The organism is Thermomonas haemolytica, assembly GCF_004346265.1.
Taxonomy (GTDB): Bacteria; Pseudomonadota; Gammaproteobacteria; order Xanthomonadales; family Xanthomonadaceae; genus Thermomonas; species Thermomonas haemolytica.
Window position 1 is genome coordinate 1 of the sequence record NZ_SMAP01000009.1, and the last position, 23,488, is coordinate 23,488.

The following is a 23,488-nucleotide window of genomic DNA, read 5'->3' on the forward strand; positions in this document are numbered from 1 at the left end:
GATCGGCCTCAGCGCCTCTCCTCTCCACCCGTCCGCCGCAGCGTCCGAGTGAGCCGCCCATCATACAGGGGTTTCGACTGCTGTCAACACCCCGCAATGGACTTTTTTACCGCCTCCCCGCCCCGGAACCCACGGCCCCTCGGCAAGGGCGCGCATCTTCCTCCATCCAATCGCGATTGGGAAGTCTTGACGTCACTGCGACGGATCGTGCATTGCGCGCGCGTTCATGCCTCGCAGGCACATCGAGCCCGGCTCATGCGCCGGCAATCAGGCGCACGCGGGCGAAGTTGCGCTTGCCCACTGCCAGTACGCCCTCGAACCCCGGCAGGAAGACGCGGGCCGCGTCCTCGAACACCTCGCCATCCACGCGCACGGCGCGTTCCTTGAGCTTGCGGTTGGCCTCGGAGTTGCTGGGCATCAGCCCGGCCGCGACCAGCAGCGCGGCGATGCGCAGCCCCTCGGCCGGCACCGCCACGTCCTGCAACGGCAGGCTGGACAGGTCACCCTCGCCGCGCACCGCGGCGTGCCAGCCGGCAATCGCGCGCTCGGCCTCCTCCGCACCATGGAAGCGCGCCGCCAGCTCGCGCGCCAGCCGCAGCTTGACGTCGCGCGGGTTCATGCCGGCTGCGACCTCTTCGCGCAACCTCTTCGCCTCGTCGATGCCGATCTCGAAACTGAGCAGGTCGATCCACTTCCACATCAGCGCATCGCCGATCTTCATCGTCTTGGTGACGATGTCGATCGCCGGCTCGTTGATGCCGATGTAGTTGCCCAGCGATTTCGACATCTTGTGCACGCCGTCGAGGCCTTCCAGCAGCGGCATGGTGAGCACCACCTGCGGCGGCTGCCCGTAGTGCTCCTGCAGGCCGCGTCCCATCAGCAGGTTGAACTTCTGGTCGGTGCCGCCCAGCTCGACATCGGCCTTCAGCGCGACCGAGTCGTAGCCCTGCACCAGCGGATACAGGAACTCGTGGATGGCGATCGGCTGCTGCGCCGCGTAGCGCTTGGCGAAATCGTCGCGCTCGAGCATGCGCGCCACGGTGTGCTGGGCCGCGAGCCGGATCATGTCGGCGGCGCCCATCTGCCCGAACCACTCGCTGTTGAAGCGCACCTCGGTGCGCTCGCGGTCGAGCACCTTGAACACCTGCTCGGCGTAGGTCTGCGCGTTGGCCAGCACGTCCTCGCGGGTCAGCGGCTTGCGGGTGGCGCTCTTGCCGGTGGGGTCGCCGATCATCCCGGTGAAGTCGCCGATCAGGAAGACCACCTGATGCCCGAGGTCCTGGAACTGGCGCATCTTGTTGAGCAGGACGGTGTGGCCGAGATGCAGGTCGGGCGCGGTGGGGTCGAAGCCGGCCTTGATCCGCAGCGGGCGACCCAGCGCCAGGCGCGCCTGCAGCTCTTCGCGCTTGAGGATTTCCTCGCTGCCGCGGGCGATCAGGGCAAGGGCCGAAGCGGCATCGGCGGTGACGGGATCGGACACGGGCACTTCTCTCCGGCGGCCGCAGGTGCCGCATTCATGTTTGTGGGGGTTGGCGTTAACCGGGCGTTAAACCGTGAAGCAGAAAAACTTTCGCAGATTCAACGGGTTGACGCACCTTTCACGCATGTCTATGGTAGCGCGTCGATGCTTTCGCGACGCAGGGGACGATGATATGACGGATTCGAACCATGACGCCGTGCTCCAGGGCAACCTCGAGCGTGCGCGCGTCAATGCCGACCGTCGTCCCGATCCCGCTGCGCCGCATCCGTTCAAGGGCCGCTGGTCGCGCCGCCAGTGGGCGCATGCCAGCGTGCTCACCACCATTGGCGTGCTGCTGGCCGCGATCGTGCCCGGCTTCTCCAGCGTGCTCGACACCCACAACGGCCCACAGCTGCAGAAGATGACGCTGCAGCTGACCCTGCCGAAGCTGTCGCGGCGCGCGAGCAAGGCCACCGACGACCACTGGCAGACGGTGACGCTCAAGCCCGGCCAGACCCTGAGCGGGGTGTTCGAGGAACTGGGCATCCCCTACGACCAGCTGGCGCGGGTGATGCAGCACCCGAAGATCAAGCCGACCCTGCGCAGGCTGCGCCCGGGCACCGAGCTGAGCTTCAACCTGCCGGCCGATGGCAGCGTGCGCGCGATGCGCCTGGAGCCGGGCCCGGGGATCGGCGAACTGCCGATCGAGCTCGAGTTCGACGGCGACGCGTTGCGCGAGCGCGCGGTGCCGGTGGAAATCACCACCCGCACCGTGGTGCTGACCGGTGAAGTCGGCAAGTCGCTGTTCGCCTCCGCGCGCAAGCTCGGGCTTGGCAGCGCGCAGATCAACCAGCTCACCGACGAGATGTTCAAGTACGACATCGACTTCGATTCGGACCTGAGCGAGAACGACCGCTTCAGCGTGGTGGTGGACCAGACCTGGAAGAACGGAGTGCTGGTCAACACCGGGCCGGTGCTGGCGGCCACCTTCACCGTGGATGGCAAGGTGAAAAGCGCCTTCCGCTTCATGCGCGACGGCAAGCCGGAGTACTTCACCCCGGACGGCCGCTCGCTCAAGCGCCCCTTCATCCGCATGCCGATCCCGTACGCGCGACTGACCTCCGGCTTCGGCGGCCGCAACCACCCGATCCTGGGCGCCTTCCGCATGCACAAGGGCGTGGACTACGCCGCCGCCACCGGCACCCCGATCCAGGCCGCGGGCGATGCGCGGGTGGCCTTCGTCGGCCAGCAGGGCGGCTACGGCAATGTGGTCATCCTCGACCATGGCGGCGGCAAGACCACCCTGTACGGGCACATGTCGCGCTTCGCCAAGATCCACGTCGGCCAGCGCATCGCGCAGGGCACGGTGATCGGCTACGTGGGCAGCACCGGGCTGGCCACCGGGCCGCACCTGCACTACGAATTCCGGGTCAACGGCGTGCACATGAACCCGCTGAAGATGACCCTGCCGCCGCCGGCACCGCTGTCCGGCGCCGACCTGGTGGCCTTCAAGAGCGAGACCCACCGCGCGCTGGAGAAGATCCACGAGGTCGAGGACGTGGTGTTCCAGCTCGACGACGGCAGCCGCGTGGCCAGCACCGCGCCCGCCGCCAAGGCCACCGCCAAAACCACGGGCAAGAGCGCCGGCAAGCGCAGCCGCGGCTGAGCCGACCCGATGCGATACTGCGCGGCATGCCCGCGCCTTCCTCCCGCGCCGAGCTCTTCCTCGGCCTGATCTCCGGCACCAGCGCCGACGGCATCGATGCCGCGCTGGTGCGCTTCCATGGCGACGGGCCGCACGCGCGCCCGGAACTGCTGCACGGCCGCACCCACGGCTGGGACGCCGCGCTGCGCGCGCGCCTGGTCGCGCTGGGCCAGCAGGCGCAGGCGCTGACCCTGGACGCGGTGGGTGAGCTGGACGTGCGCATCGGGCGCGCGTTCGCGGACGCCGCCAACGCCAGCATCGCCGCCGCTGGCATCGACCGCACGGCGATCGCCGCGATCGGCTCGCATGGGCAGACCCTGCGCCATCGCCCGCAGGGTGAAGCCCCCTTCACCCTGCAACTGGGCGATGCGCACGTGATCGCCGAACGCTGCGGCCTGCCCGTGGTGGCCGACTTCCGCCGCCGCGACGTCGCCGCCGGCGGCCACGGCGCGCCGCTGGTGCCGGCCTTCCACGCCGCAGTGCTGCATGCCGCGGACGAAGATCGCGCCGTGCTGAACCTGGGCGGCATCGCCAACCTCACCCTGCTACCAGCGCATGGCGACGTGCGCGGGTTCGATACCGGCCCGGCGAACGGGCTGATGGATGCCTGGTGCCTGCGCCACACCGGCCAACCGTTCGATGCCGGTGGCCGCTTCGCGGCGCAGGGCCGCGTCGATCCCGCGCTGCTGGCGCGGCTGCTGGCGGAGCCGTGGTTCGCGCTGGCGCCGCCCAAGTCCACCGGGCGCGACCAGTTCCATCTGGATTGGGTCGAAGCTGCGCTGGCCGGCGGTGAATCCCCGGCCGACGTGCAGGCCACGCTGCTGGCGCTGACCGTCCGAACCGTCGCCGATGCGCTGCACGCAACCCAACCTGCGACGTCGCGGGTGATCGTCTGCGGCGGCGGCGTGCACAACCCGCTGTTGATGGCCGCATTGGCCGACGCGATGCCCGCAGCGACCATCGAGTCCAGCGCGCTGCACGGGCTGGACCCGGATTTCGTGGAGGCGATGGCCTTCGCCTGGCTGGCACGCGAGCATCTGGCCGGGCGTCCCGGCAATCTGCCCGCCGTCACCGGCGCCGCCGGGCCGCGCGTGCTGGGCGCGCTCTACCCGGCCTGAGCCGGTGCCGCGGCGAACACCCGCCGGCGCAGCGCCGGCGTCAGCCACGCATACAGCAGCAGCGCCGGCACCAGCGCCAGCACGGTGATGATGAAGTACATGCCATAGCCGGTGGCCATCACGATCCCGCCGGCGAAGAAGCCGAGGATCTTGCCCGGCAGGTTCACCAGCGAACTGAGCAGGGCGTACTGGGTGGCGGTGTGCTCGCGGCTGACCAGGGCCGACAGGAACGCCACCGTGGGCGGCCCGAGCATGCCGAGGGTGAAGTTCTCGGCGGAGATCACCGCGGTCAGCACCCACACATCGCCCTTGTGCACCATCAGCAGCAGGTACAGCAGGTTGCAGCTGCCGCACACCAGCATCATCAGCCCGAGCGATTTCCACGCGCCCAGGCGCGCCACCAGGGCGCCGCCGCAGAACACGCCGAGGATGCCCACCCACACGCCCCAGAGCTTGGTGATCGAGCCGATCTGGGTCTTGCTGAAGCCCTGATCGAGGTAGAACGGGCTCATGATGCCGCCCACCGTGGCCTGCTCCGGCACCTTGAACAGCAGGATGAAGGCCAGCAGCGACAGCGCCAGCACAAGGCCGTAGCGGCGGAAGAAATCCGCGAACGGGTCCACCACCGCATTCGCCATCGCCTCCCGCCACGGGCGCGCCGGCAGCGGCCGCAGCGGCGGCTCGGCCGCCAGCAGGTTGGCCGCCAGCGGCACCAGCATCGCCGCCGCCATCGCCACGTACACCAGCCACCAGGCCACGTGGTCGGCCATGATCGCGGCCAGCGCGCCGGCCACGATCAGCCCGATCCGGTAGCCCAGCGAATAGGTCGCCACCAGCGCGCCCTGGTCCTCGACCGGCGCGATCTCGATCCGGTAGGCATCCACCGCGATGTCCTGGGTGGCACCGAAGAACGCCACCGCCAGGGTGGCGGCCACGAACGGCCCCAGCTGCGCCGGCGTCAGCGCCGCCATCGCCAGCAGGCTGGCGATGACCCCCAGCTGCGCGGCCAGCAGCCAGCCGCGGCGGCGTCCCAGACGTGCGAACCCGGGCAGGCGCCAATGGTCGAGCAGCGGCGCCCATACGAACTTGAACGCATACAGCATGCCGGCGCTGGCGATCATGGTGATGTCCTTCAGCACGATGCCGAAGTCCTTCAGCCAGAATGCCAACGTGCCCGCCACCAGCAGGAACGGCAGCCCCGAGGAAAAGCCGAAGAAGAACATGGTGCGCGCCGCCGGCTGCGCGAACGCGCGCCACAGCGAGGGCTTGCGCGCACCGCCCGCCGCCGCGCTCACGCCCGGCCCCCGGCGTGGCCGTAATCCACCAGCACCGGGGCGTGGTCGGAGAACTTCGGCTCCGGGAAGATCTCGGCGCTGCGGATGCCGGCGGCGATCCCCGGCGTGCACAGCTGGTAATCGATCCGCCAGCCGACGTTGTTGGCGCGCGCGGCACCGCGCTGCGACCACCACGAGTACTCCACCGCGTTCGGCTTGACCACGCGAAACGCATCTTTCCAGCCGTGGGTCGGGGGCACCACCAGGCCATCGTGGCAGCCGTCCGCGATCAGGCTATTGAGCCAGGCGCGCTCGTGCGGCAGGCAGCCGGAGTTCTTCTGGTTGCCGGTCCAGTTCTTGATGTCGTTCTTGGAACGGACGATGTTCCAGTCCCCGCACAGCACGTACTCGCGGCCGCTGGCGAGCCATTGGTCGAGGATGGGCCGCAGCCAGGCCATCACTTCTTCCTTGAAGCGCTGGCGCAGCTCGCCGGAACTACCCGACGGAATGTAGAAGCTAACTACCGAAAGATTGCCGAAGCGCGCCTCGATGTAGCGGCCCTCGTCGTCGAATGGCGCCCAGCCGAGCGCCGTGCGCACCTCGTCCGGCGCGTGGCGGCTGTAGATCGCCACGCCGCTGTAGCCTTTCTTGGTCGTGGCGTCCTTGAACCACGCCTGGTAGCCGTCGGGACGGAACGCGGCGTCGCTGAGCTGGTGTTCCTGGGCCTTGGTCTCCTGCACGCACAGGACGTCCACGTCGCGCGCGGTGAACCAGTCGAAGAAGCCCTTGGAGGCGGCCGACCGCAGGCCGTTGGCGTTGAAGGTGAGGATGCGCATCGGCCAAGGATAGCGGTTCCATGCGCTAACCTTTGCACCCTCCGACGCTCTCGCCCCTCCATCCATGTCCGACCACCGCCACCGTTTCCTGCAGCTGGCCTTGCGCGCCGAGGCATTGCGCTTTGGCGAATTCACCCTGAAATCCGGCCGCGTCAGCCCGTACTTCTTCAATGCCGGCCGCTTTGACTCCGGCGCCGCTCTGGCCGAACTGGCCGCCTGCTACGCCGACGCGGTGGACGCTGAGGCGCTGGACTTCGACCTGCTGTTCGGCCCGGCCTACAAGGGCATCCCGCTGGCCACGGCGCTGGCCTGCGAGTACGCCCGCCGCGGCCGCGACCTGCCGCTGGCGTTCAACCGCAAGGAAGCCAAGGCGCACGGCGAGGGCGGCAGCCTGATCGGCGCGCCGCTGGCCGGGCGCCGGGTGCTGGTCGTGGACGACGTGATCACCGCCGGCACCGCGATCCGCGAGGCGCTGGCCATCATCCGCGACGCCGGTGGCATCCCGGCCGGGATCGTGATCGCGCTCGACCGCCAGGAACGCGTCCGCGAAGACGCGGCCGCATCGGCGGCGCAGGCGGTGGCGGCCGAGCACGCGATCCCGGTCGTGGCCGTGGCCACCCTGTCCGACCTGCTGGCCTTCGCCGGCGGCAGCGCGGCGCTGGCCGCCCACCGCGATGCCCTGCTCGCCTACCGCGCGCGCTACGGGGTCGTCTGATACGCTCATCGGCAGCCACGGGGGGCCGTCCATGCCGCACCATTTCCGCCTGATCGCCGTCACCGCCCTCGCCCTTGCCGGCGCGGGCCATGCCGCCGCGCAGACCGCACCGCCACCGCAGAAGAAGATCTATTGCTGGGAGGAAAACGGCCGCAAGGTCTGCGGCGACGCCCTGCCCGCTTCCGCCGCCGACAGCGCGCGCACCGAGATCAGCATCAAGAGCGGGCTGCCCACCGCGCAGGTCGGCCGCGCGCTGACCGAGGAAGAGCGCAGCGCCGCGCAGCAGGCGGCCGACGCCGCGCGCCGCCAGGCCGAAGCCGATGCCATGCAGAAGCGGCGCGACCTGGCGATGGTCGAGTCGTACATGACCGAAGCCGACCTGCGCCGCGCCTATGGCGAGCGCACCGCGCTGCTGGACGAAACCCTGAAGGCCAGCCGGCTGGGCATCACCACCCTGCATGCCAGCCTGCTGTCGCTGCTGCGCCAGGCCGGCGACCAGGAACTGGCCGGCACCCCGGTCCCGCCGCGGCTCACCCGCTCCATCCTGCAGCAGCATGCCGAGCTGCTGCGCCAGCGCCAGATCCTGCTGGCGCAGGAGGAAGACCGCGCCGCGCTGGAAAACGAGCTGGCCGACTCCCTGCGCCGCTACCGCGAGATGAAGGGCGGCGCGGCAGCGGCCGCCGCCGCGCCCGCTTCGGACAAGTAGGCCGCACCGCTCCAGGTCGCCGCAGGCGCGGCGAACGGCAAGGCCCCGCCAGTGCGGGGCCAAGACATGAAGGCAGACTCCGAGCAGCCTCGAAATAGCTCAGAGGAGGCTCAGAACGGCAAGCGCAGATTCGGCTCCAGCTGCAGCAGCTTGTCGCGGAACGCCTGCTGGATGCGCGCCATGCCGCTGGTGGTCTCGGCATCGAAGCGCATCACCAGCACCGGCGTGGTGTTGGAGGCACGCACCAGGCCCCAGCCGTCCGGCCAGTCCACGCGCACGCCGTCGAGGGTGGTGATGCGCGCGCCTTCGAACCCCGCCATCAGGCGCAACCGCTCGACGAACTCGTGCGGGTCGCCGTCGTCCGGCAGCTCGACCTTGATCTCGGCAGTGGACACGCCGTCCGGCAGCGCCTCGAACACCGCCTCCGGCGCCTCGCCGCGCACGTCCAGGATCTCCAGCAGGCGCGCCGCGGCGTAGATGCCGTCGTCGAACCCGAACCAGCGTTCGGCGAAGAAAAAGTGGCCGCTCATCTCGCCGGCCAGCGCGGCGTCGGTCTCGCGCATCTTGGCCTTGATCAGCGAGTGCCCGGTCTTCCACATCAGCGGGCTGCCGCCGTGGCGCAGGATCTGCACCGGCAGGCGGCCGGTGCACTTCACGTCGTACACGATCACCGCACCCGGGTTGCGTTCCAGCACGTCGGCGGCGAACAGCATCAGCAGGCGGTCGGGGAAGATGGCCTTGCCGGACTTGGAGACCACGCCGAGGCGGTCGCCGTCGCCATCGAACGCGATGCCGAGGTCGGCGTCCAGGCGCTGCACCATCTGCACCAGCGCCTCCAGGTTGTGCGGGTCGCCCGGGTCCGGATGGTGGTTGGGGAAGTTGCCGTCCACGTCGCAGAACAGCGGGGTGACGTCGGCGCCGATCGCCTCCAGCACGCGCGGGCCGAGGATGCCGGCGGCGCCGTTGCCGGCATCCACCACCACCTTCAGCGGCTGGCCGATCTGGATGTCGCCGGCGATCCGCTGCACGTAGTCCTCGCCGATGTCGCGCTCGTCCAGGGTGCCTTCCACCTCGGCCTGCAGCAGGCGGTCCTCGGCGATCCGCGCATGCAGGTCCTTGATCGCCTCCCCAGCCAGGGTCTCACCGCCAATGACGATCTTGAAGCCGTTGTAATCGGGCGGGTTGTGGCTGCCGGTGATGGCCACCCCGCAGCCGGTGCGCAGGTGGTAGGTGCCGAAGTACACCACCGGGGTCGGCACCATGCCGATGTCGATCACGTTGCGGCCGGCCTTGCGCAGGCCGCGGATCAGGCCTTGCGCCAGGTCCGGGCCGGACAGGCGGCCGTCGCGCCCGACCACGATCGCCTCCAGTCCCTGCTCGGCCATCACCGAGCCGATGGCCTGGCCGATCAGTTCGGCCACTCCGGCATCCAGCGAATGCCCGATCACGCCGCGGATGTCGTAGGCGCGGAAGATGCGATGGTCGATCACCACCGGCACGCGCGCGGCGCGCTCGGGGCGGTCGTGCTCGCGCACCTTCACCTTCGGCGCCGGCTCGGCCGCCGGCAGCTCTTGTTGCAGATCGGCCAGGGTCGGCCCGGCCTCGACCACGCCGGCGCCGCCCAGCGCCAGCAGGCGCGGCCGCACCCGCAGCCAGAGAATGCCCGCAAGGACCAGCAGGATCACGCCCAGCGCGAGCGCGGGGATGCCGTCCAGCGCGAACGGCGTGGCCGCCATGTCAGGAGCCGCCGCAGAGATGCGCAGATCGCTGTCGGGCACGCGCGCGGCCATCGCCTCGGCCGCATTGCCCAACGCCAACTCGCCGCGCTCGATCACGCTGCGCTGGCCCTGGCGCAGGGCGAGGTAGGTACCGCCCGGCAGCGCCGGTGACTCGACCCCGCTCTCCAGCCGGGTCAGCGGCAGTTCGACGTAGGCCACCATCGGGGTCGCGCCCTTCACCGGCGCCGCCAGCGCCAGCCGGTGCTGGCCCTGCGCCTGCACGATGCGGGTGCTGGTCTTGCCGCTGGACAGCGCGTCCTCGATCACCGCCACGGTGCCGAAGCCGGCCCGCGGCAGGTTGGCGTAGAGCTCCTCCAGGTCTGCCGGCCAGACCGCGGCGCGGGCGACGTCGCTCCAGCCCTGCTTCAGCGCCGCGGCCGCGGCCTCGCGGTCGCCTGTCGCCAGCGCGGCCGCCAGCTCGCGCGAAGCCAGCTGGGTGCCGAACCGCTGGCGCTGCTCGTTGAGCACGCGCCGCACCGACACCACCGCGTCGTCGCGCGCGAACTCCAGCGAATGCTGGCGGGTCTCATCGCGCAAGCGCAGCCCGCCGGCGACCAGGCACCACACGCCCAGCACCAGCAGCAGCGCGACCAGCCAGGGCAGCAGCCGCGCCGCCTGCAGTGGGTCGAACTGCAACCCGCGCGGCGCGTCATCGTCCGCCCCGTCCTTGTCCTTGCGACCCAATCCGAACACAGCCATGCGATTCCCCCGTCAGCGCACGCCGGTATGGCCGAAGCCTCCCTGCCCGCGCGCGCTCTCCTCGAAAGTATCCACCACTTGCAGCACAGCGCGCACCACCGGCAGCAACACCAGCTGGGCGATGCGGTCCCCGGGTGCGATCTCGAACACCTGCGCGGCGCGGTTCCACAGGCTCACCATCAGCGGCCCCTGGTAGTCGGCATCGATCAGGCCGGTGCCGTTGCCGAGCACGATGCCGTGCTTATGGCCCAGCCCGGAGCGCGGCAGGATGACCGCGCACAGGCCGGGATCGGCGATGTGGATGGCCAGCCCGGAGGGCACCAGCGCGGTCGCGCCGGGCTCCAGCCGCAGCGGCGCCTCCAGCGCGGCGCGCAGGTCCATCCCCGCGCTGTGCGCGGTGGCATAGGCCGGCAACTCCCATTCGCGGCCGAAGCGCGGATCCAGCACCTTCACCTGCAGCACGTGCGCGCTCATGCCAGCCGCTCCGCCACGATGTCCAGCAGCTGGCCGGCGAGCTCCGCCTTCGGTGCCGGGCCCAACGCGCGCGCGCCGGCGGCGTCGATCACCAGCAGCGCGTTGTCGTCGCTCTCGAATCCGCAGCCCGCCTGCCCGACCTGGTTGGCGCAGATCAGGTCCAGGCGCTTGCGCTCCAGCTTGGCGCGCGCGTAGTCGGCCACCCGTTCGGTCTCCGCCGCGAATCCCACCACCAAACGCGGGCGCTGCGCGCTGGCGGCCACCTCGGCCAGGATGTCGCGGGTCTTCACCAGCTCCAGCACCAGCACGTCCTGCCCCGGCTGCTTCTTGATCTTTTGCGCGGACGGAGCACGCGGGGTGAAATCGGCCACCGCCGCCGCCCCGATGTAGGCATCGCAGGGAAGCGCCTGCATCACCGCAGCGTGCATCTGCGCGGCGCTGCGCACGTCGATGCGCTGTACCCCCGCGGGCGTGGCCAGGTGCACCGGGCCTGCCACCAGCACCACCTGCGCGCCGCGCGCGGCGGCCACCGCGGCGATCGCAAACCCCATCTTGCCGCTGCTGCGGTTGCCCAGGAAGCGCGCCGGGTCGAGGTCCTCGTAGGTCGGGCCGGCACTGACCAGCAGCCGGCGACCGGCCAACCCGGCACTCATGCCAGCGCCCCGAGCGCGGCCACGATCTCGGCCGGCTCCGCCATCCGCCCGGGCCCGGACTCGCCCTCGGCCAGCGGGCCGTCGTTGGGCCCGACCAGATGCGCACCGCGCGCCAGCAGCAGGGCCACGTTGGCCTGGGTGGCCGGGTGCCGCCACATGCGGTAGTTCATCGCCGGCGCCAGCAGCAGCGGCGCCTCGGTGGCCAGGCACAGGGTGCTGACCAGATCGTCCGCCAGCCCATGCGCCAGCTTCGCCAGCGTGTTGGCCGTGGCCGGCGCCACCACCACCTGCTGCGCCCAGCCGGCCAGCTCGAGATGCCCCATCGCGGCCTCGGCCTGGGCGTCCCACAGCGACGTGCGCACTGGCCGGTGCGAGAGCGCCTGGAAGGTCTGCGCGCCGACGAAGCGCTGCGCGCTCTCGGTCATCGCCACCTGCACCTCGGCACCGGCATCGCGCAGGCGGCGCACCAGCTCGGCGGCCTTGTAGGCGGCAATCCCGCCGCACACGCACAGCAGCACGCGACGGCCGCCCTCGGGAGCATCCTGAACCTGCATCAGGCCGTTTCCTGACCACTTCACCAGCGGCCAGCTTACCCGATGCGGCGCCATATTCCGCTAGCCGGGATGCGCCGGCCGGCGCACGCTGGCGGCATGCACATCCGCGACTGGCCCGCCACCGAACGTCCCCGCGAGAAGCTGCTGGCGCGCGGCCCGGGCGCGCTGTCGGATGCCGAGCTGCTGGCGCTGTTCCTCGGCTCCGGCTGCGCCGGGCAGGATGCCGTCAGCAATGCGCGCGCCCTGCTGGCCGCGCATGCCGGCCTGCGCCCGCTGCTGGACCACGAACCGCGCGCGCTGCTGCGCCTGCGCGGGATCGGCCCGGCCCGCGCCTGCCTGCTGGCGGCCGCGCTGGAGCTGGGGCGGCGCCATCTGGCGGCCGGGCTGGAACGCGGCGAGGCGCTGACCGATCCGGGCGCGGCCGGGCGCTACTTCGCGCGCCGCCTGCGCGCGCTCGGCCACGAGGTGTTCGCGGTGCTGTACCTCGACAGCCGCCATCGCGCGCTGGCCTTCGAGGAACTTTTCCGCGGCACCATCGACGGCGCCGAAGTGCATCCGCGCATCGTGGTGCAGCGCGCGCTGGCGCACGGCGCGGCCGCCGCGATCGTCGGCCACAACCATCCCAGCGGGAATCCCGAACCCAGCGCCGCCGACCGCGCGCTCACCGCGCGCCTGCGCCAGGCGCTGGCGCTGGTGGACGTACGCCTGCTCGACCATTTCGTGGTCGGCGACGGCGCACCCACCTCGATGGCGGAACGCGGCCTGCTGTAAGCGCTGCCATGGCGCGGGCGGCATGGCGACGGGCACGAAAAAGCCCGCCTTGCGGCGGGCTTTTTCGTCGAAGATGGCAGCCCCGGATGGATTCGAACCACCGAATGCCTGAGTCAGAGTCAGGTGCCTTACCGCTTGGCGACGGGGCTATGCTGCGAATTGTACGACCAAATGCGCCCGATGGATGAACAATCCGACCGGGCGCGTTGCCTCCGCGCTTAGCGCTTGGAGAACTGGGTGGCGCGGCGGGCCTTGTGCAGGCCGACCTTCTTGCGCTCGACCTCGCGGGCGTCGCGGGTCATGAAGCCGGCCTTGCGCAGCTCGGACTTCAGGGTTTCGTCGTACTCCACCAGCGCGCGGGCGATGCCCAGGCGGATCGCACCGGCCTGGCCGGTGGTACCGCCGCCGCTGGCGGTGACGACGACGTCGAACTTGTCGGTGTTCTTGGTCAGCTCGAGCGGCTGGCGCACGATCATGCGCGCGGTCTCGCGGCCGAAGAACTCGTCCAGCGGACGGTCGTTGATGGTGATGTTGCCGCTGCCCTTGCGCAGGAACACGCGGGCGGTGGAGGACTTGCGGCGGCCGGTGCCGTAATTCTGGGTGATAGCCATGGTGTGCGGACCTTAGATGTCGAGCGGCTGCGGCTGCTGGGCGGCGTGCGGATGCTCAGGGCCGGCATAGACCTTGAGCTTGCGGTACATGGCGCGGCCCAGCGGGCCCTTCGGCAGCATGCCCTTGACCGCGATCTCGATCACGCGCTCCGGGTGGCGCTCCAGCGCCTGCGCCAGGGTCTCGGTCTTGAGGTTGCCGATGTAGCCGGTGAAGCGGTGATACAGCTTGTCCTGCATCTTCTTGCCGGTCGCCACGATCTTGTCGGCGTTGACCACCACGAGGTAGTCGCCGGTATCGACGTGCGGGGTGAAAACGGGCTTGTGCTTGCCGCGCAGGCGGTAGGCCAGGGCTGCGGCCAGGCGGCCCAGGGTCTTGCCCTCGGCGTCGACGACGTACCAGTCGCGCTGGACGGTCTCGTTCTTGGCGATGAAAGTCTTCATGGGGGAACTCTTGTTCAGGGGTGCCTTGTCGGGCTGGTTCGGCGGCATGGCCGAAGGTCGCCTCGCGTTGTTTTTCGCGCAGGCAACCAGCACCCGGACGCGAAAGAAGCGGAAGTGTAGCGGCCCGGCTGGCGCCGCGCAAGCCCGCCCACCATCCGGCGACGGCGACCTAGAATGCCGGCATGCATACCGGCCCCTCGCCCTTCCGCCACCTGAGCCCGCTGGACCGCCTGCTGGATTCGGCCCAGAACGCCCTGTCCACCGTGCTGGGTGCGCCGCGCGCCGCGCGCGCCAACCCCGGCCTGGGCGAGCCCGAGGTGGTCCTGGACGAACCCGAGCGCCGGCACGCGGCCGGACTGATGCGGATCAACCATACCGGCGAGGTCTGCGCGCAGGCGCTGTACGTCGGCCAGGCCGCGGTGGCGCGCGAACCCGCCACCCGCGACCACCTGCTGGAAGCGGCGCAGGAGGAAACCGACCACCTGGCCTGGTGCGCGGACCGCCTGCGCGAGCTGGACAGCCGCCCCAGCCTGCTCAACCCGCTGTGGTACGCCGGCAGCTGGGCGATCGGCGCCGCCGCGGGGTTGCGCGGCGACGGCTGGAACCTGGGCTTCGTGGTCGAAACCGAGCGCCAGGTCGAGGCGCACCTGGAAGAACACCTGCAGACACTGCCGCCGGCCGATGCACGCAGCCGCGCGATCCTGGCGGTGATGAAGGACGACGAGGCCCGCCACGCCGACAATGCGCTGGCCGCCGGCGCGCGCACCCTGCCGCCGCCGATCCCGGCGCTGATGGCAGGGATGTCGAAAGTGATGAAGGCGATGGCGTACCGGATTTGATCGCCCGGCGCCGGGCTGCGCGCCCGGACCCTGCGCGACGACCAGCGGCATCCCCGGCCCTGAAACGCCGCAAGCCGGCTTACGCCGGCTTGCACATGGCTACCTCGCGCGGGATCAATCGACCAGATTGCGCCCGTGGTAGAGCTCCTCGATCTCGCGCTTGAGCCGCGCCTCGATCTTCATGCGTTCCTTGAAGGACAGGTTGCGCGCCTTCTCCTCGAACAGGTACTGGTCGAGGTCGAAGTCCTTCAGGTGCATCTTGGTATGGAAGATGTTCTCCTGGTACACGTTGACGTCCAGCATCTCGTAGCGGGAGCGCACGTTCTTGGCCAGGTAGTCCTGGATCGAGTTGATCTTGTGATCGATGAAATGCTTCCTGCCCTTGATGTCGCGGGTGAAGCCGCGCACGCGGTAGTCCATCACCACGATGTCGGACTCGAAGCTCTCGATCAGGTAGTTCAGCGCCTTCAGCGGCGAGATCACGCCGCAGGTGGACACGTCGATGTCGGCGCGGAAGGTCGCGATGCCGTTGTCCGGATGGGTTTCCGGGTAGGTGTGCACGGTGATGTGCGACTTGTCCAGGTGCGCCACCACCGCGTCCGAGATCACGCCCTTGGCATCGGCCTTGTCGATCACCGGCTGCTCGGAGATCAGGATCGTCACCGAGGCGCCCTGCGGGTCGTAGTCCTGGCGCGCGATGTTGAGGATGTTCGCGCCGATGATCTCCGCCACGTCGGTCAGGATCTGGGTCAGGCGGTCGGCGTTGTATTCCTCGTCGATGTATTCGATGTAGCGGCGGCGCTCGTCCTCCGACGCCGCGTAGCACACGTCGTAGATGTTGAAGGACAGCGACTTGGTGAGGTTGTTGAAGCCCTGGAGCTTCAGGCGCGGCAGCGGCTTGACCACGGCATTGGATCCGGCGGGAGCGAGACAGAAACGCAATTATGCGGCAAAAGGGCGGCTACCGCGTGACGGTCCGGCCGGCGGCGGGAGGATTTGCCCCCCCGCGCCGGTTGCGCCTAAGCTTGCGCATTCACAGGCGCCTACCCGCATGAGCAGCACCTTCCCGAAGCCCGCCAAGACGCCCCCCGCCAGCCCGCTGCTGGCGGATGCCGGCACCATCGAGCGGTTCATCGCCAACTGCCACCGCCGCAAGTACCCGGCGCGGGCGGAAGTGTTCCACCCGGGCGACCCGGCGGGCACCCTGTACTACATCATCTCCGGCTCGGTCAGCATCATCGCGCGCGAGGACGACGAGCGCGAGCTGGTGCTCGGCTACATCGGCGCCGGCGAGTTCGTCGGCGAGATGGGCCTGTTCGTGCATACCGAGCAGCGCGGGGTCGCGCTGCGCACCCGCACCCCCTGCGAGCTGGCCGAGATCAGCCACGAGCGGTTGCAGGCGCTGCTGGCGGCGCAGGCCAACGACGCCACCCGCCTGCTGTATTCGATCGGCGCGCAGATCAGCCAGCGCCTGCTGGACACCAGCCGCAAGGCCGGGCGGCTGGCCTTCCTGGACGTGTCCGACCGCATCTACCGCACCCTGTTCGACCTCGCCCGCGAGCCCGACGCGATGACCCACCCGCTGGGCACCCAGCTGCGCGTCTCGCGCCAGGAGCTGGCACGGCTGGTGGGCTGCTCGCGCGAGATGGCCGGGCGGGTGCTGAAGAAACTGCAGGCGGACGGAAAACTGCACGCCCGCGGCAAGACCGTGGTGGTGTACGGCACCCGCTAGGACGAAGGAGCGACGCGCGCATGAGCCACGCCTTTTCCCCCGGCCCGCGCGCGCTCGACATCGACCTGCGCAACGCGGTCCCCGCGGATGCCGACGACGTCGCGCAGCTGCTGGTGGAACTGGGCTATCCCTGCGACATCGCGGACGCAGCGGAACGCATCAGCGCGATCCTCGCCAACGACCGCCAGGCGCTGGTGCTGGCCCGCCGCAACGGCGCCGTGTGCGGGCTGGTGGCGCTGGATTTCATGTACTACCTGCCGCTGGGCACCACCACCTGCCGCGTCACCGCGCTGGTCGTGAGCGCCAGCGAACAGGGCCAGGGCGTGGGGCGCGCGCTGCTGAAAGAAGCCGAGCGTCGCGCGCGCGCCGGCGGTGCGGCCCGGATCGAGCTGACCTCCGGCGCCCAGCGCAGCGAGGCGCATGCGTTCTACCGCGCCTGCGGCTACAGCGACAGCTCGGTGCGCTTCGTCAAACCGCTGGGCTCGGCCTGAACCGACCCCGGCTCAGGCGACGGCCTCGCCGCCGCGGCCCGGGCAGCCCCAGTTGAGGATCGGAGTGCCGGGCGGCAGCACGCGCCGGAACATCGCCACCCGCGCGCGCTTCGGGTTGACCACCACCGGCTGCGCCGCCGCCTGCAGCAGCGGCAGGTCGGCGCTGCTGTCGGAATAGGCCTGCGCCACCGGCTGGGTGTAGCCGGCCGCGCGGAGCATGGTCATCTTCATCGCATGGTGGCAGTGCCGGCGCGCGCCCATCCCGCCCAGGCGCTGCCCGAGCAGGGTGCCGATCACCGGCACGTCGCCGTGCCCAGCCAGCGCCAGAATCGCGCGCGCCAGCTCAGGCGGAGCACCGGTGGCGACCACCACGCAGTCACCCGCTGCGCGGTGGCGGGCGAAGACCTCCAGCCCGACCGGCAGCAGCCGCGCGCGGAGGGCCTCGGCATGCAGCGCAACATAGCAATCGATCAGCGCATCCAGCGGGGCGCGCTCGCACACAGTCCCCGCCCACACGAAGGCCGAGATGCCGGCGCGGCGGGTGGGCAGGAAGGCCACCAGCGGGCCGGCGAATGGCGCCAGCAGCAGCGCCAGCAGGCGCCGCCACCAGGCGCGCATGATCAGCCAGCGGAACAGGTGGGTGCCGGAGTCGCCGTCGTACAGGGTGTGGTCGAAATCGAACACCACCAGCGGCGCATCGTCGCGCGGCGGCGGGTACGTCGCCGTCATGCGAACAGATCCCGCAGCGCCGCGCCCGGATCGGGCTGGCGCATGAAGGCCTCGCCGACCAGGAACGCATGCACGCCAGAGGCGCGCATCTTCGCCACGTCATCCCGCGCGAGGATGCCACTCTCGGTCACCAGCACGCGGTCGGCCGGTACTGCCGGCAGCAGGTCGAGCGTGGTCTGCAGCGAGACCTCGAAGGTCTTGAGGTTGCGGTTGTTGATGCCCAGCAGGCGCGCCGGCACCGGCAGCGCGCGCTCCAGCTCGTCCAGGTCGTGCACTTCCAGCAGCACGTCCAGGCCCAGCTCGGCGGCGAGGAAGCCGAACTCCGACAGCCGCGCATCGTCCAGCGCGGCGGCGATCAGCAGCACGCAGTCGGCGCCCAGCGCGCGCGCCTCGTGGATCTGGTAGGCATCGACCACGAAGTCCTTGCGCAGCACCGGCAGCGCGCAGGCCCCGCGCGCCTGCTGTAGGTAGGCATCGCTGCCCTGGAAGAAATCGACGTCGGTCAGCACCGACAGGCAGGCCGCGCCGCCGGCTTCGTAGCTGCGCGCGATGGCGGCCGGGTCGAAGTCGGCGCGGAGCACGCCCTTGCTCGGGCTGGCCTTCTTCACCTCGGCGATCACCGCCGGCTGGCCGGATGCAATCCTGGCGGCAACGGCATCGGCGAAGCCGCGCGGCGGCGGGGCATCGGCATGCCGCGCGCGCAGCTCGGCCAGCGGCACCTGCGCGCGGCGCGCGGCCACTTCTTCGTGCTTGCGGGCGAGGATGGTGTCGAGGATGGTGGTCACGGTGCTTGCTTCCGTCGGAAAGGCGGCAGGGATCAGGCCAGGCCGGCCAGCGCGCGGGTGGTGGCCACGTACTGCTGCATGCGCGCGCGCGCGCTGCCGTCGGCGATCACCGCGCGGGCGCGGGCCAGGCCGTCGGCGATGTCGTCGGCCACCCCGGCGGCATACAGGGCGGCGCCGGCGTTGAGCGCGACGATGTCGGTGGCGGGGCCCGGCCGGTTGTCCAGCACCGCGTGCAGCATCGCGATCGACTCGGCGGGATCGGCCACCCGCAGGTTGCGGCTGGCCGACATCGGGATGCCGAAATCCTCGGGGTGGATGTCGTACTCGCGCACCACCCCGTCGCGCAGCTCGCCCACCAGGGTGGCGGCGCCCAGTGAGATCTCGTCCATGCCATCGCGCCCCCACACCACCAGCGCGCGCTGCGCGCCCAGCTCGCGCAGCACGCGCGCCTGGATGCCGACCAGGTCGGGGTGGAACACGCCCATCAGGATGTTGGTGGCCCCCACCGGGTTGGTCAGGGGCCCCAGGATGTTGAAGATGGTGCGCACGCCCATCTCGCGCCGCACCGGCGCCACCGCCTTCATCGCCGGGTGGTGGATGGGCGCGAACATGAAGCCGATCCCGGTCTGCGCGATCGCCTGCGCCACTTGTCCGGGCGACAGCTCGATCGCCGCGCCCAGCGCCTCCAGCGCGTCCGCGCTGCCCGACTTCGAGGACACGCTGCGGTTGCCGTGCTTGGCCACCCGCGCGCCGGCCGCGGCCGCGACGAACATCGCGCAGGTGGAGATGTTGAAGGTGTGCGCGCCGTCGCCGCCGGTGCCGACGATGTCCACCAGGTGCGTCTTGTCGGCCACCTCCACCGGCAGCGCGAATTCGCGCATCACGGTGGCCGCGCCGGCGATCTCGCCCACGGTTTCCTTCTTGACGCGCAGCCCGGTGAGGATCGCCGCGGTCATCGCCGGGCTGACCTCGCCGCGCATGATCTGGCGCATCAGGTGCACCATTTCGTCGAAGAAGATCTCGCGGTGCTCGATCGTGCGCTGCAGGGCTTGCTGGGGCGTGATGGACATGGCGCGTAAACAGGTTTCAGGACAGGACGATGTAGGCACTCTGGCTTTCGATGCCGGCGTGCGGGCCGCGCGGCAGGTGCACGTGCAGGCCGCCGATCGGCCCCAGCGGCAGGCAGGCGTCCACTTCGAACAGGGCGTCGCGGTGCGGCTGCACCCAGTCCGCGGCCGCCTGGCGCAGCGCCTTGCGCTTGGCCTCGGCGAGGTCGTGGGCCACCACCAGCAGGTAGCGGTGGTCCTCGCCGAACACGCCGGCCTGGTAGCCGCCGAGGTTAGCGAAGTACAGCCGCGGCGCGTCCGCCGGCGGCGGCTCGGGCAGCAGGCGCACCTGGCGGTCCTCCACCCCGTCCACCGCCATCCAGGCGTCGATGTGCAGGCCCTCGGGCGCGCCGAACCACTGCCGGCGCAACTGCGCATGGGCGGCACCGATCTCCGGCGCGACCGCGAACACCACGTCGTGCACCTCGGTATTTGCGCGCGCATGGCGCCCGCCCAGCAGCACCACGAACAGGCGCGGCGCGGGCGGCGCGTCCCCGCCGGAAGCGGCATGCGGGGCCGGCATCCTCAGCGCTCCAGGAAGTTGCGCAGCAGCGCGTGGCCGTGCTGGGTGAGGATCGATTCGGGATGGAACTGCACGCCTTCGACCGGATGCTCACGGTGGCGCAGGCCCATGATCTCCTCGACCGAGCCGTCGGCGTTCTCGGTCCACGCCGTGATTTCGAGGCAGTCGGGCAAGCTGGCCGCGTCCACCACCAGCGAGTGGTAGCGGGTGGCCTCGAAGGCATCCGGCAGGCCGGCGAACACGCCTTCGCCGCGGTGCCGGATCGGCGAGGTCTTGCCGTGCATGATGCGGCCAGCGCGTACCACCTGCCCGCCGTAGGCCTGGCCGATGCCCTGGTGGCCGAGGCAGACGCCGAGGATCGGGATGCGCGCGCCCAGCTGCGCGATCACCTGCAGCGACACCCCGGCCTCGTTCGGCGTGCACGGGCCGGGCGAGATCACGATCCTCTCCGGCGCCAGCGCCTCGATCGCGTCCACGCTGAGCGCGTCGTTGCGCTCCACCCGCACCTCGGCACCCAGCTCCTGCAGGTACTGCACGAGGTTGTAGGTGAAGCTGTCGTAGTTGTCGATCATCAGCAGCATGGCGGCCTGCGCCCGGACATGGGCAAGCAACGGGGGAGCCGCGCAGGATAACGCACCGCGGGCCGCCTCAGCCGGGCGGCAACAGCACCTGCACGCGCAGCCCGGGCGCGTTGTCCAGCAGCTGCACCTGGCCGCCGTGGTGGCGCACGATGGCGCGCACCAGGCTCAGCCCGAGCCCGGTGCCGGGCGAGCCGCGGTGCGCCTCCAGCCGCTGGAAGCGGTCGAACACGCGCTCGCGCTCGGCCTCGGGGATGCCGGGGCCACGGTCACCCACCTGCAGGCGCACGCCGGCGGCCACCGCATCCAGCCGCACCTCCACCTCGCTGCCGGCCGGCGCGTACTTCAGCGCGTTGTCCAGCAGGTTCACCGCGAGCTGGAACAGCTGGTCGCGGTCGCCGCGCACGCTCGCCGCCGCCAGCTGCACCTGCAGGCGGATCCCGCGCTCGGCGCCGATCGGGGCATACAGATCCACCGCGTCCTCCACCACCTCGGCCAGCGCCACCCGCGGGGCATCCGCGTCCAGCGCCTGCGCCTCGATCCGCGACAGCCGCAACAGCGCACCGAACGACTGCAGCAGCTGGTCGGTCTCCGCCACCGCGCGGTCCAGGTGCACCTGCAGCTCGGCCTCGCGCGCCTGCTGGCGCAGGTCCTCCAGCCGGTTGCGCAGGCGCGTCAGCGGGGTGCGCAGGTCGTGCGCGATGTGATCGGTGGCATGCCGCACGCCGCCCAGCAGCTCCTCGATGCGGTCGAGCATGGCGTTGAAGCGGAACGCCACCTGGTCGAAGGCATCGCCGCTGTGGTCCAGCGGCGCACGCAGGCCGAGCTGGCCGGCGCTGACCCGGGCCGCGGTGGCCTCCAGCCCGCGCAGCCGGCGCGCGACCCAGCGCGAGGTGAGCCAGCCCACCAGCGCCGCCAGCGCCGCCGCTGCCAGCAGGGCGCGCAGCGCGGCCTGCTGCATCAGCCCGAGCAGGCGGTCCTGGGCCTGCAGGCGCTGCCCGGTGAGCAGCACCTCGCCGCCGCGCAGGCGCTGCTCGTAGGCGATCACCCGCAGCGCATCGCCGGTTTCCGGCATCCGTTCGGTGAACTCCACCCAGCGCCCGCGCGGGCCGGGGAGGCCGGCATCCGGCCGTTCGCCGACCAGCGCAGCACCGTCCGCGCCGGTGAGCGCATACACCGCATCCGGATCGCCATCGTCGCCCTGGATGCGCGCGCGCAACTCGGCCAGCAACGCGGCGCGTCCGCCCTCGCGGTAGGTATCCACCAGGGTGATGGCATCGGCGCGCACCAGGTCGCGCGCTTCGTGCAGCAGCAGGCTGGAGACCGCGTAGTACAGGCCGCCGCCGATCAGCACCACCGCGGCCAGGAAGCTGCCCATCACCAGCAGGGCCAGGCGCGCGCTGGTGGACGGCAGCAGCCGCTTCATGGCGATCACTCCGACAGCCGGTAGCCGGCACCGCGCACGGTATGCAGCAGCGGATGCGAGAAGCCGTGATCGATCTTCTGGCGCAGGCGGCTGATGTGCACGTCGATGACGTTGGTCTGCGGGTCGAAGTGGTAATCCCACACCGCCTCCAGCAGCATGGTGCGGGTCACCACCTGGCCGGCGTGGCGCATCAGGTATTCGAGCAGGCGAAACTCGCGCGGCTGCAGCTCGATCCGGCGGCCCTCGCGACGCGCCTCGCGCGCGAGCAGGTCCAGCTCGAGCTCGCCGACCCGCAGCCGGGTGGGCTCGCGCTCGGCGCCGTGGTGGCGGCGCACGATGCCGTCCAGGCGCGCGCTCAGCTCGGCATAGGCGAACGGCTTCACCAGGTAGTCGTCGGCCCCCGCGCGCAGGCCTTCCACCCGGTGGTCGGTATCGCCGAGCGCGGTCAGCAGCAGGATCGGCACGTGGTTGCCGGCGCCGCGCAGGGTGCGCAGTAGGGTCAACCCGTCCAACCCCGGCAGCATGCGGTCCAGGACCAGCGCGTCGAATGGCTCGGTGGTGGCCAGGAACAGGCCCTGCTTGCCGTCGGCGGCGTGGTCCACCACGTGCCCGTCCTCGCGCAGGCCCTTGCAGATGAAGGCGGCGGTATGTGCATCGTCCTCGACCAGAAGGATTCGCATGGCGGATCGCAGCTCCCGTGTGTCCCTGTCCCGCATCTCTTGCGCCCATCGCGCGCTACTCGCGGACACCGCCTCCACGGCCGGCTGCCCGTCCGCAAACGGCATCCTCAAAAAAAAGAATACCCCGCAGGCAGCAACCTGCGGGGTATTCCGCGCATGGGGCGGACCGGCCGGGATGGACGAGGGAGGCATCCTCCGGCGCGCGACCGCCGGCACGCGGAACCGGCTTACTTCTTGGCCGGGGCGTCGCTGCTCGCGGCCGGAGCGGCCGCCTGCGCCTTGCCGTGCTTGTGGTGCTTGCGGTGGTGCTTCTTGTGCATGGCCGGCTTGGCGGCGGTGGCGCTGCTGGCGGCCGGAGTGGAGGCCGGGGCGCTCTGGCCCGACTGCGCGGGCACGGCGGCCACGGCGGTGCCGGTCAAGGCGGTGAAGGCAACGGCGATCAGGCTCTTGCGGACGATGTTCATGGTCGATTCCTCGGATGTGTCTGGGGTGGTGGAACGTGGTCGTGCTGGTGCGCGGGTGCCGCGGACGCTGCGTGCCGACGTGGGGGAGGGCCGCCGCGGTGGCGCGGCTTACTTCTTGGATGGGGCGACCGGCGCGGCCGGCTTGGCCTCGGTCTTGCCGGTCTTGGCGACCGACTTGCCGGCGGCCGGCTTGGCGGCGGTGGCCGCGGCGGTGGCGGGCTTGGCCGGCTTGGCCGGTGCCGCCGGGGTGGCGGCCAGGGCGCCGCCGGCGACGGCGGCCAGGGCGACGGCGATCAGGGACTTGCTCAGGGTGTTCATCGCGGATTCCTCGGGAGGGTTGC

25 protein-coding genes, 1 tRNA gene and 1 pseudogene are annotated in these 23,488 nt (G+C 71.0%); 8 read left to right on the forward strand and 19 right to left on the reverse strand.

The genetic code is table 11. From position 1 onward, the window contains the following. Positions 1-253: 253 nt before the first annotated feature. On the reverse strand, positions 254-1,480 hold the full coding sequence (gene tyrS, locus EDC34_RS10220) for a tyrosine--tRNA ligase (protein WP_114960696.1): 1,227 nt from the start codon (positions 1,478-1,480) through the stop codon (positions 254-256). A 172-nt stretch (positions 1,481-1,652) separates the two neighbouring features. Here tyrS and EDC34_RS10225 point away from each other — a divergent pair, with 172 nt between their 5' ends. Both EDC34_RS10225 and EDC34_RS10230 read left to right on the forward strand, forming a co-directional pair. Further along, positions 1,653-3,125, forward strand: coding sequence for a M23 family metallopeptidase (locus EDC34_RS10225; RefSeq protein ID WP_114960697.1), 1,473 nt, complete (start codon positions 1,653-1,655; stop codon positions 3,123-3,125). 26 nt (positions 3,126-3,151) lie between these two features. After that, positions 3,152-4,282, forward strand: a complete 1,131-nt coding sequence (locus EDC34_RS10230) for an anhydro-N-acetylmuramic acid kinase (protein ID WP_114960698.1) — start codon at positions 3,152-3,154, stop codon at positions 4,280-4,282. Here the strand turns inward: EDC34_RS10230 and EDC34_RS10235 are convergent. Both EDC34_RS10235 and EDC34_RS10240 read right to left on the reverse strand, forming a co-directional pair. Next, positions 4,270-5,577, reverse strand: a complete 1,308-nt coding sequence (locus EDC34_RS10235) for an AmpG family muropeptide MFS transporter (protein ID WP_425477482.1) — start codon at positions 5,575-5,577, stop codon at positions 4,270-4,272. The genes EDC34_RS10230 and EDC34_RS10235 overlap by 13 nt on opposite strands. After that, complete coding sequence (locus EDC34_RS10240) at positions 5,574-6,392, reverse strand: exodeoxyribonuclease III (RefSeq protein WP_114960699.1); 819 nt, start codon at positions 6,390-6,392, stop codon at positions 5,574-5,576. The genes EDC34_RS10235 and EDC34_RS10240 overlap by 4 nt, the downstream gene beginning before the upstream one ends. A 64-nt stretch (positions 6,393-6,456) precedes the next feature. Here EDC34_RS10240 and pyrE point away from each other — a divergent pair, with 64 nt between their 5' ends. Both pyrE and EDC34_RS10250 read left to right on the forward strand, forming a co-directional pair. After that, positions 6,457-7,107, forward strand: a complete 651-nt coding sequence (gene pyrE, locus EDC34_RS10245) for an orotate phosphoribosyltransferase (protein WP_114960700.1) — start codon at positions 6,457-6,459, stop codon at positions 7,105-7,107. A 31-nt stretch (positions 7,108-7,138) separates the two neighbouring features. Further along, positions 7,139-7,813: a hypothetical protein gene (locus tag EDC34_RS10250; protein ID WP_114960701.1), complete on the forward strand. Its 675-nt coding sequence runs from the start codon at positions 7,139-7,141 to the stop codon at positions 7,811-7,813. Positions 7,814-7,923: 110 nt separating this feature from the next. Here EDC34_RS10250 and EDC34_RS10255 read toward each other — a convergent pair whose 3' ends face one another. The 3 genes and pseudogenes from EDC34_RS10255 to coaBC form a co-directional block, all read right to left on the reverse strand. Next, positions 7,924-10,290: a phosphomannomutase/phosphoglucomutase gene (locus tag EDC34_RS10255; protein WP_114960702.1), complete on the reverse strand. Its 2,367-nt coding sequence runs from the start codon at positions 10,288-10,290 to the stop codon at positions 7,924-7,926. Positions 10,291-10,302: 12 nt separating this feature from the next. Then, positions 10,303-10,764, reverse strand: a complete 462-nt coding sequence (gene dut, locus EDC34_RS10260) for a dUTP diphosphatase (RefSeq protein ID WP_114960703.1) — start codon at positions 10,762-10,764, stop codon at positions 10,303-10,305. After that, positions 10,761-11,971 (reverse strand): annotated as a pseudogene (gene coaBC, locus EDC34_RS10265) (bifunctional phosphopantothenoylcysteine decarboxylase/phosphopantothenate--cysteine ligase CoaBC). The gene dut and the pseudogene coaBC overlap by 4 nt, the downstream one beginning before the upstream one ends. A 96-nt stretch (positions 11,972-12,067) precedes the next feature. On the opposite strand from coaBC, the gene radC reads away from it, so the two are divergent. After that, positions 12,068-12,742 carry a RadC family protein gene (gene radC, locus EDC34_RS10270; protein ID WP_114960797.1) on the forward strand — a complete coding sequence of 225 codons (675 nt, stop codon included), beginning with the start codon at positions 12,068-12,070 and terminating at the stop codon, positions 12,740-12,742. Between the two features lie 74 nt (positions 12,743-12,816). Here radC and EDC34_RS10275 read toward each other — a convergent pair. The 3 genes from EDC34_RS10275 to rplM form a co-directional block, all read right to left on the reverse strand. Continuing rightward, positions 12,817-12,891: transfer RNA gene (locus EDC34_RS10275), tRNA-Gln, on the reverse strand. Positions 12,892-12,960: 69 nt separating this feature from the next. Further along, on the reverse strand, positions 12,961-13,353 hold the full coding sequence (gene rpsI / locus EDC34_RS10280; RefSeq protein WP_114960704.1) for a 30S ribosomal protein S9: 393 nt from the start codon (positions 13,351-13,353) through the stop codon (positions 12,961-12,963). A 12-nt stretch (positions 13,354-13,365) separates the two neighbouring features. Then, the gene (gene rplM, locus EDC34_RS10285) at positions 13,366-13,794 is read right to left on the reverse strand and encodes a 50S ribosomal protein L13 (protein ID WP_114960798.1); all 429 of its coding nucleotides are present in this window, start codon (positions 13,792-13,794) and stop codon (positions 13,366-13,368) included. Positions 13,795-13,976: 182 nt separating this feature from the next. Here rplM and coq7 point away from each other — a divergent pair, with 182 nt between their 5' ends. Continuing rightward, positions 13,977-14,633: a 2-polyprenyl-3-methyl-6-methoxy-1,4-benzoquinone monooxygenase gene (gene coq7, locus EDC34_RS10290; protein ID WP_114960705.1), complete on the forward strand. Its 657-nt coding sequence runs from the start codon at positions 13,977-13,979 to the stop codon at positions 14,631-14,633. Between the two features lie 114 nt (positions 14,634-14,747). On the opposite strand, the gene speD is transcribed toward coq7, so the two are convergent. Further along, a complete protein-coding gene (gene speD / locus EDC34_RS10295; RefSeq protein WP_114960706.1) occupies positions 14,748-15,539 on the reverse strand; it encodes an adenosylmethionine decarboxylase in 792 nt (263 codons plus the stop codon). Positions 15,540-15,684: 145 nt separating this feature from the next. On the opposite strand from speD, the gene crp reads away from it, so the two are divergent. Both crp and EDC34_RS10305 read left to right on the forward strand, forming a co-directional pair. Next, positions 15,685-16,365, forward strand: a complete 681-nt coding sequence (gene crp / locus EDC34_RS10300; RefSeq protein ID WP_114960707.1) for a cAMP-activated global transcriptional regulator CRP — start codon at positions 15,685-15,687, stop codon at positions 16,363-16,365. A gap of 20 nt (positions 16,366-16,385) precedes the next feature. Beyond that, on the forward strand, positions 16,386-16,856 hold the full coding sequence (locus EDC34_RS10305) for a GNAT family N-acetyltransferase (protein ID WP_114960708.1): 471 nt from the start codon (positions 16,386-16,388) through the stop codon (positions 16,854-16,856). A 12-nt stretch (positions 16,857-16,868) separates the two neighbouring features. On the opposite strand, the gene EDC34_RS10310 is transcribed toward EDC34_RS10305, so the two are convergent. From EDC34_RS10310 to EDC34_RS10350, 9 genes are all read right to left on the reverse strand, one after another. After that, positions 16,869-17,585: a haloacid dehalogenase-like hydrolase gene (locus EDC34_RS10310; protein WP_114960709.1), complete on the reverse strand. Its 717-nt coding sequence runs from the start codon at positions 17,583-17,585 to the stop codon at positions 16,869-16,871. Next, positions 17,582-18,370: an indole-3-glycerol phosphate synthase TrpC gene (gene trpC / locus EDC34_RS10315; protein ID WP_114960710.1), complete on the reverse strand. Its 789-nt coding sequence runs from the start codon at positions 18,368-18,370 to the stop codon at positions 17,582-17,584. Before trpC ends, EDC34_RS10310 begins: the two co-directional genes overlap by 4 nt. A 32-nt stretch (positions 18,371-18,402) precedes the next feature. After that, complete coding sequence (gene trpD / locus EDC34_RS10320; protein WP_114960711.1) at positions 18,403-19,440, reverse strand: anthranilate phosphoribosyltransferase; 1,038 nt, start codon at positions 19,438-19,440, stop codon at positions 18,403-18,405. A 16-nt stretch (positions 19,441-19,456) separates the two neighbouring features. Continuing rightward, on the reverse strand, positions 19,457-19,999 hold the full coding sequence (locus tag EDC34_RS10325) for a DUF1543 domain-containing protein (RefSeq protein WP_114960712.1): 543 nt from the start codon (positions 19,997-19,999) through the stop codon (positions 19,457-19,459). Between the two features lie 2 nt (positions 20,000-20,001). Next, positions 20,002-20,580, reverse strand: coding sequence for an anthranilate synthase component II (locus EDC34_RS10330; protein ID WP_114960713.1), 579 nt, complete (start codon positions 20,578-20,580; stop codon positions 20,002-20,004). A gap of 67 nt (positions 20,581-20,647) precedes the next feature. Continuing rightward, the gene (locus EDC34_RS10335; protein ID WP_132982884.1) at positions 20,648-22,003 is read right to left on the reverse strand and encodes a sensor histidine kinase; all 1,356 of its coding nucleotides are present in this window, start codon (positions 22,001-22,003) and stop codon (positions 20,648-20,650) included. 5 nt (positions 22,004-22,008) lie between these two features. Next, on the reverse strand, positions 22,009-22,683 hold the full coding sequence (locus EDC34_RS10340; protein WP_114960715.1) for a response regulator transcription factor: 675 nt from the start codon (positions 22,681-22,683) through the stop codon (positions 22,009-22,011). 227 nt (positions 22,684-22,910) lie between these two features. After that, positions 22,911-23,147, reverse strand: a complete 237-nt coding sequence (locus EDC34_RS10345; protein WP_114960716.1) for a hypothetical protein — start codon at positions 23,145-23,147, stop codon at positions 22,911-22,913. A 108-nt stretch (positions 23,148-23,255) separates the two neighbouring features. After that, positions 23,256-23,465, reverse strand: a complete 210-nt coding sequence (locus EDC34_RS10350) for a hypothetical protein (RefSeq protein ID WP_114960717.1) — start codon at positions 23,463-23,465, stop codon at positions 23,256-23,258. Positions 23,466-23,488 lie beyond the last annotated feature (23 nt).

Coding starts and splice junctions, on each gene's coding strand:
- EDC34_RS10225 (WP_114960697.1), top strand. CDS start 1,653: ATGACGGATTCGAACCATGACGCCGTGCTCCAGGGCAACCTCGAGCGT.
- EDC34_RS10230 (WP_114960698.1), top strand. CDS start 3,152: ATGCCCGCGCCTTCCTCCCGCGCCGAGCTCTTCCTCGGCCTGATCTCC.
- EDC34_RS10240 (WP_114960699.1), bottom strand. CDS start 6,392: ATGCGCATCCTCACCTTCAACGCCAACGGCCTGCGGTCGGCCGCCTCC.
- pyrE (WP_114960700.1), top strand. CDS start 6,457: ATGTCCGACCACCGCCACCGTTTCCTGCAGCTGGCCTTGCGCGCCGAG.
- EDC34_RS10250 (WP_114960701.1), top strand. CDS start 7,139: ATGCCGCACCATTTCCGCCTGATCGCCGTCACCGCCCTCGCCCTTGCC.
- EDC34_RS10255 (WP_114960702.1), bottom strand. CDS start 10,290: ATGGCTGTGTTCGGATTGGGTCGCAAGGACAAGGACGGGGCGGACGAT.
- dut (WP_114960703.1), bottom strand. CDS start 10,764: ATGAGCGCGCACGTGCTGCAGGTGAAGGTGCTGGATCCGCGCTTCGGC.
- radC (WP_114960797.1), top strand. CDS start 12,068: ATGCACATCCGCGACTGGCCCGCCACCGAACGTCCCCGCGAGAAGCTG.
- rpsI (WP_114960704.1), bottom strand. CDS start 13,353: ATGGCTATCACCCAGAATTACGGCACCGGCCGCCGCAAGTCCTCCACC.
- rplM (WP_114960798.1), bottom strand. CDS start 13,794: ATGAAGACTTTCATCGCCAAGAACGAGACCGTCCAGCGCGACTGGTAC.
- coq7 (WP_114960705.1), top strand. CDS start 13,977: ATGCATACCGGCCCCTCGCCCTTCCGCCACCTGAGCCCGCTGGACCGC.
- crp (WP_114960707.1), top strand. CDS start 15,685: ATGAGCAGCACCTTCCCGAAGCCCGCCAAGACGCCCCCCGCCAGCCCG.
- EDC34_RS10305 (WP_114960708.1), top strand. CDS start 16,386: ATGAGCCACGCCTTTTCCCCCGGCCCGCGCGCGCTCGACATCGACCTG.
- EDC34_RS10310 (WP_114960709.1), bottom strand. CDS start 17,585: ATGACGGCGACGTACCCGCCGCCGCGCGACGATGCGCCGCTGGTGGTG.
- trpD (WP_114960711.1), bottom strand. CDS start 19,440: ATGTCCATCACGCCCCAGCAAGCCCTGCAGCGCACGATCGAGCACCGC.
- EDC34_RS10325 (WP_114960712.1), bottom strand. CDS start 19,999: ATGCCGGCCCCGCATGCCGCTTCCGGCGGGGACGCGCCGCCCGCGCCG.
- EDC34_RS10330 (WP_114960713.1), bottom strand. CDS start 20,580: ATGCTGCTGATGATCGACAACTACGACAGCTTCACCTACAACCTCGTG.
- EDC34_RS10335 (WP_132982884.1), bottom strand. CDS start 22,003: ATGAAGCGGCTGCTGCCGTCCACCAGCGCGCGCCTGGCCCTGCTGGTG.
- EDC34_RS10340 (WP_114960715.1), bottom strand. CDS start 22,683: ATGCGAATCCTTCTGGTCGAGGACGATGCACATACCGCCGCCTTCATC.
- EDC34_RS10345 (WP_114960716.1), bottom strand. CDS start 23,147: ATGAACATCGTCCGCAAGAGCCTGATCGCCGTTGCCTTCACCGCCTTG.
- EDC34_RS10350 (WP_114960717.1), bottom strand. CDS start 23,465: ATGAACACCCTGAGCAAGTCCCTGATCGCCGTCGCCCTGGCCGCCGTC.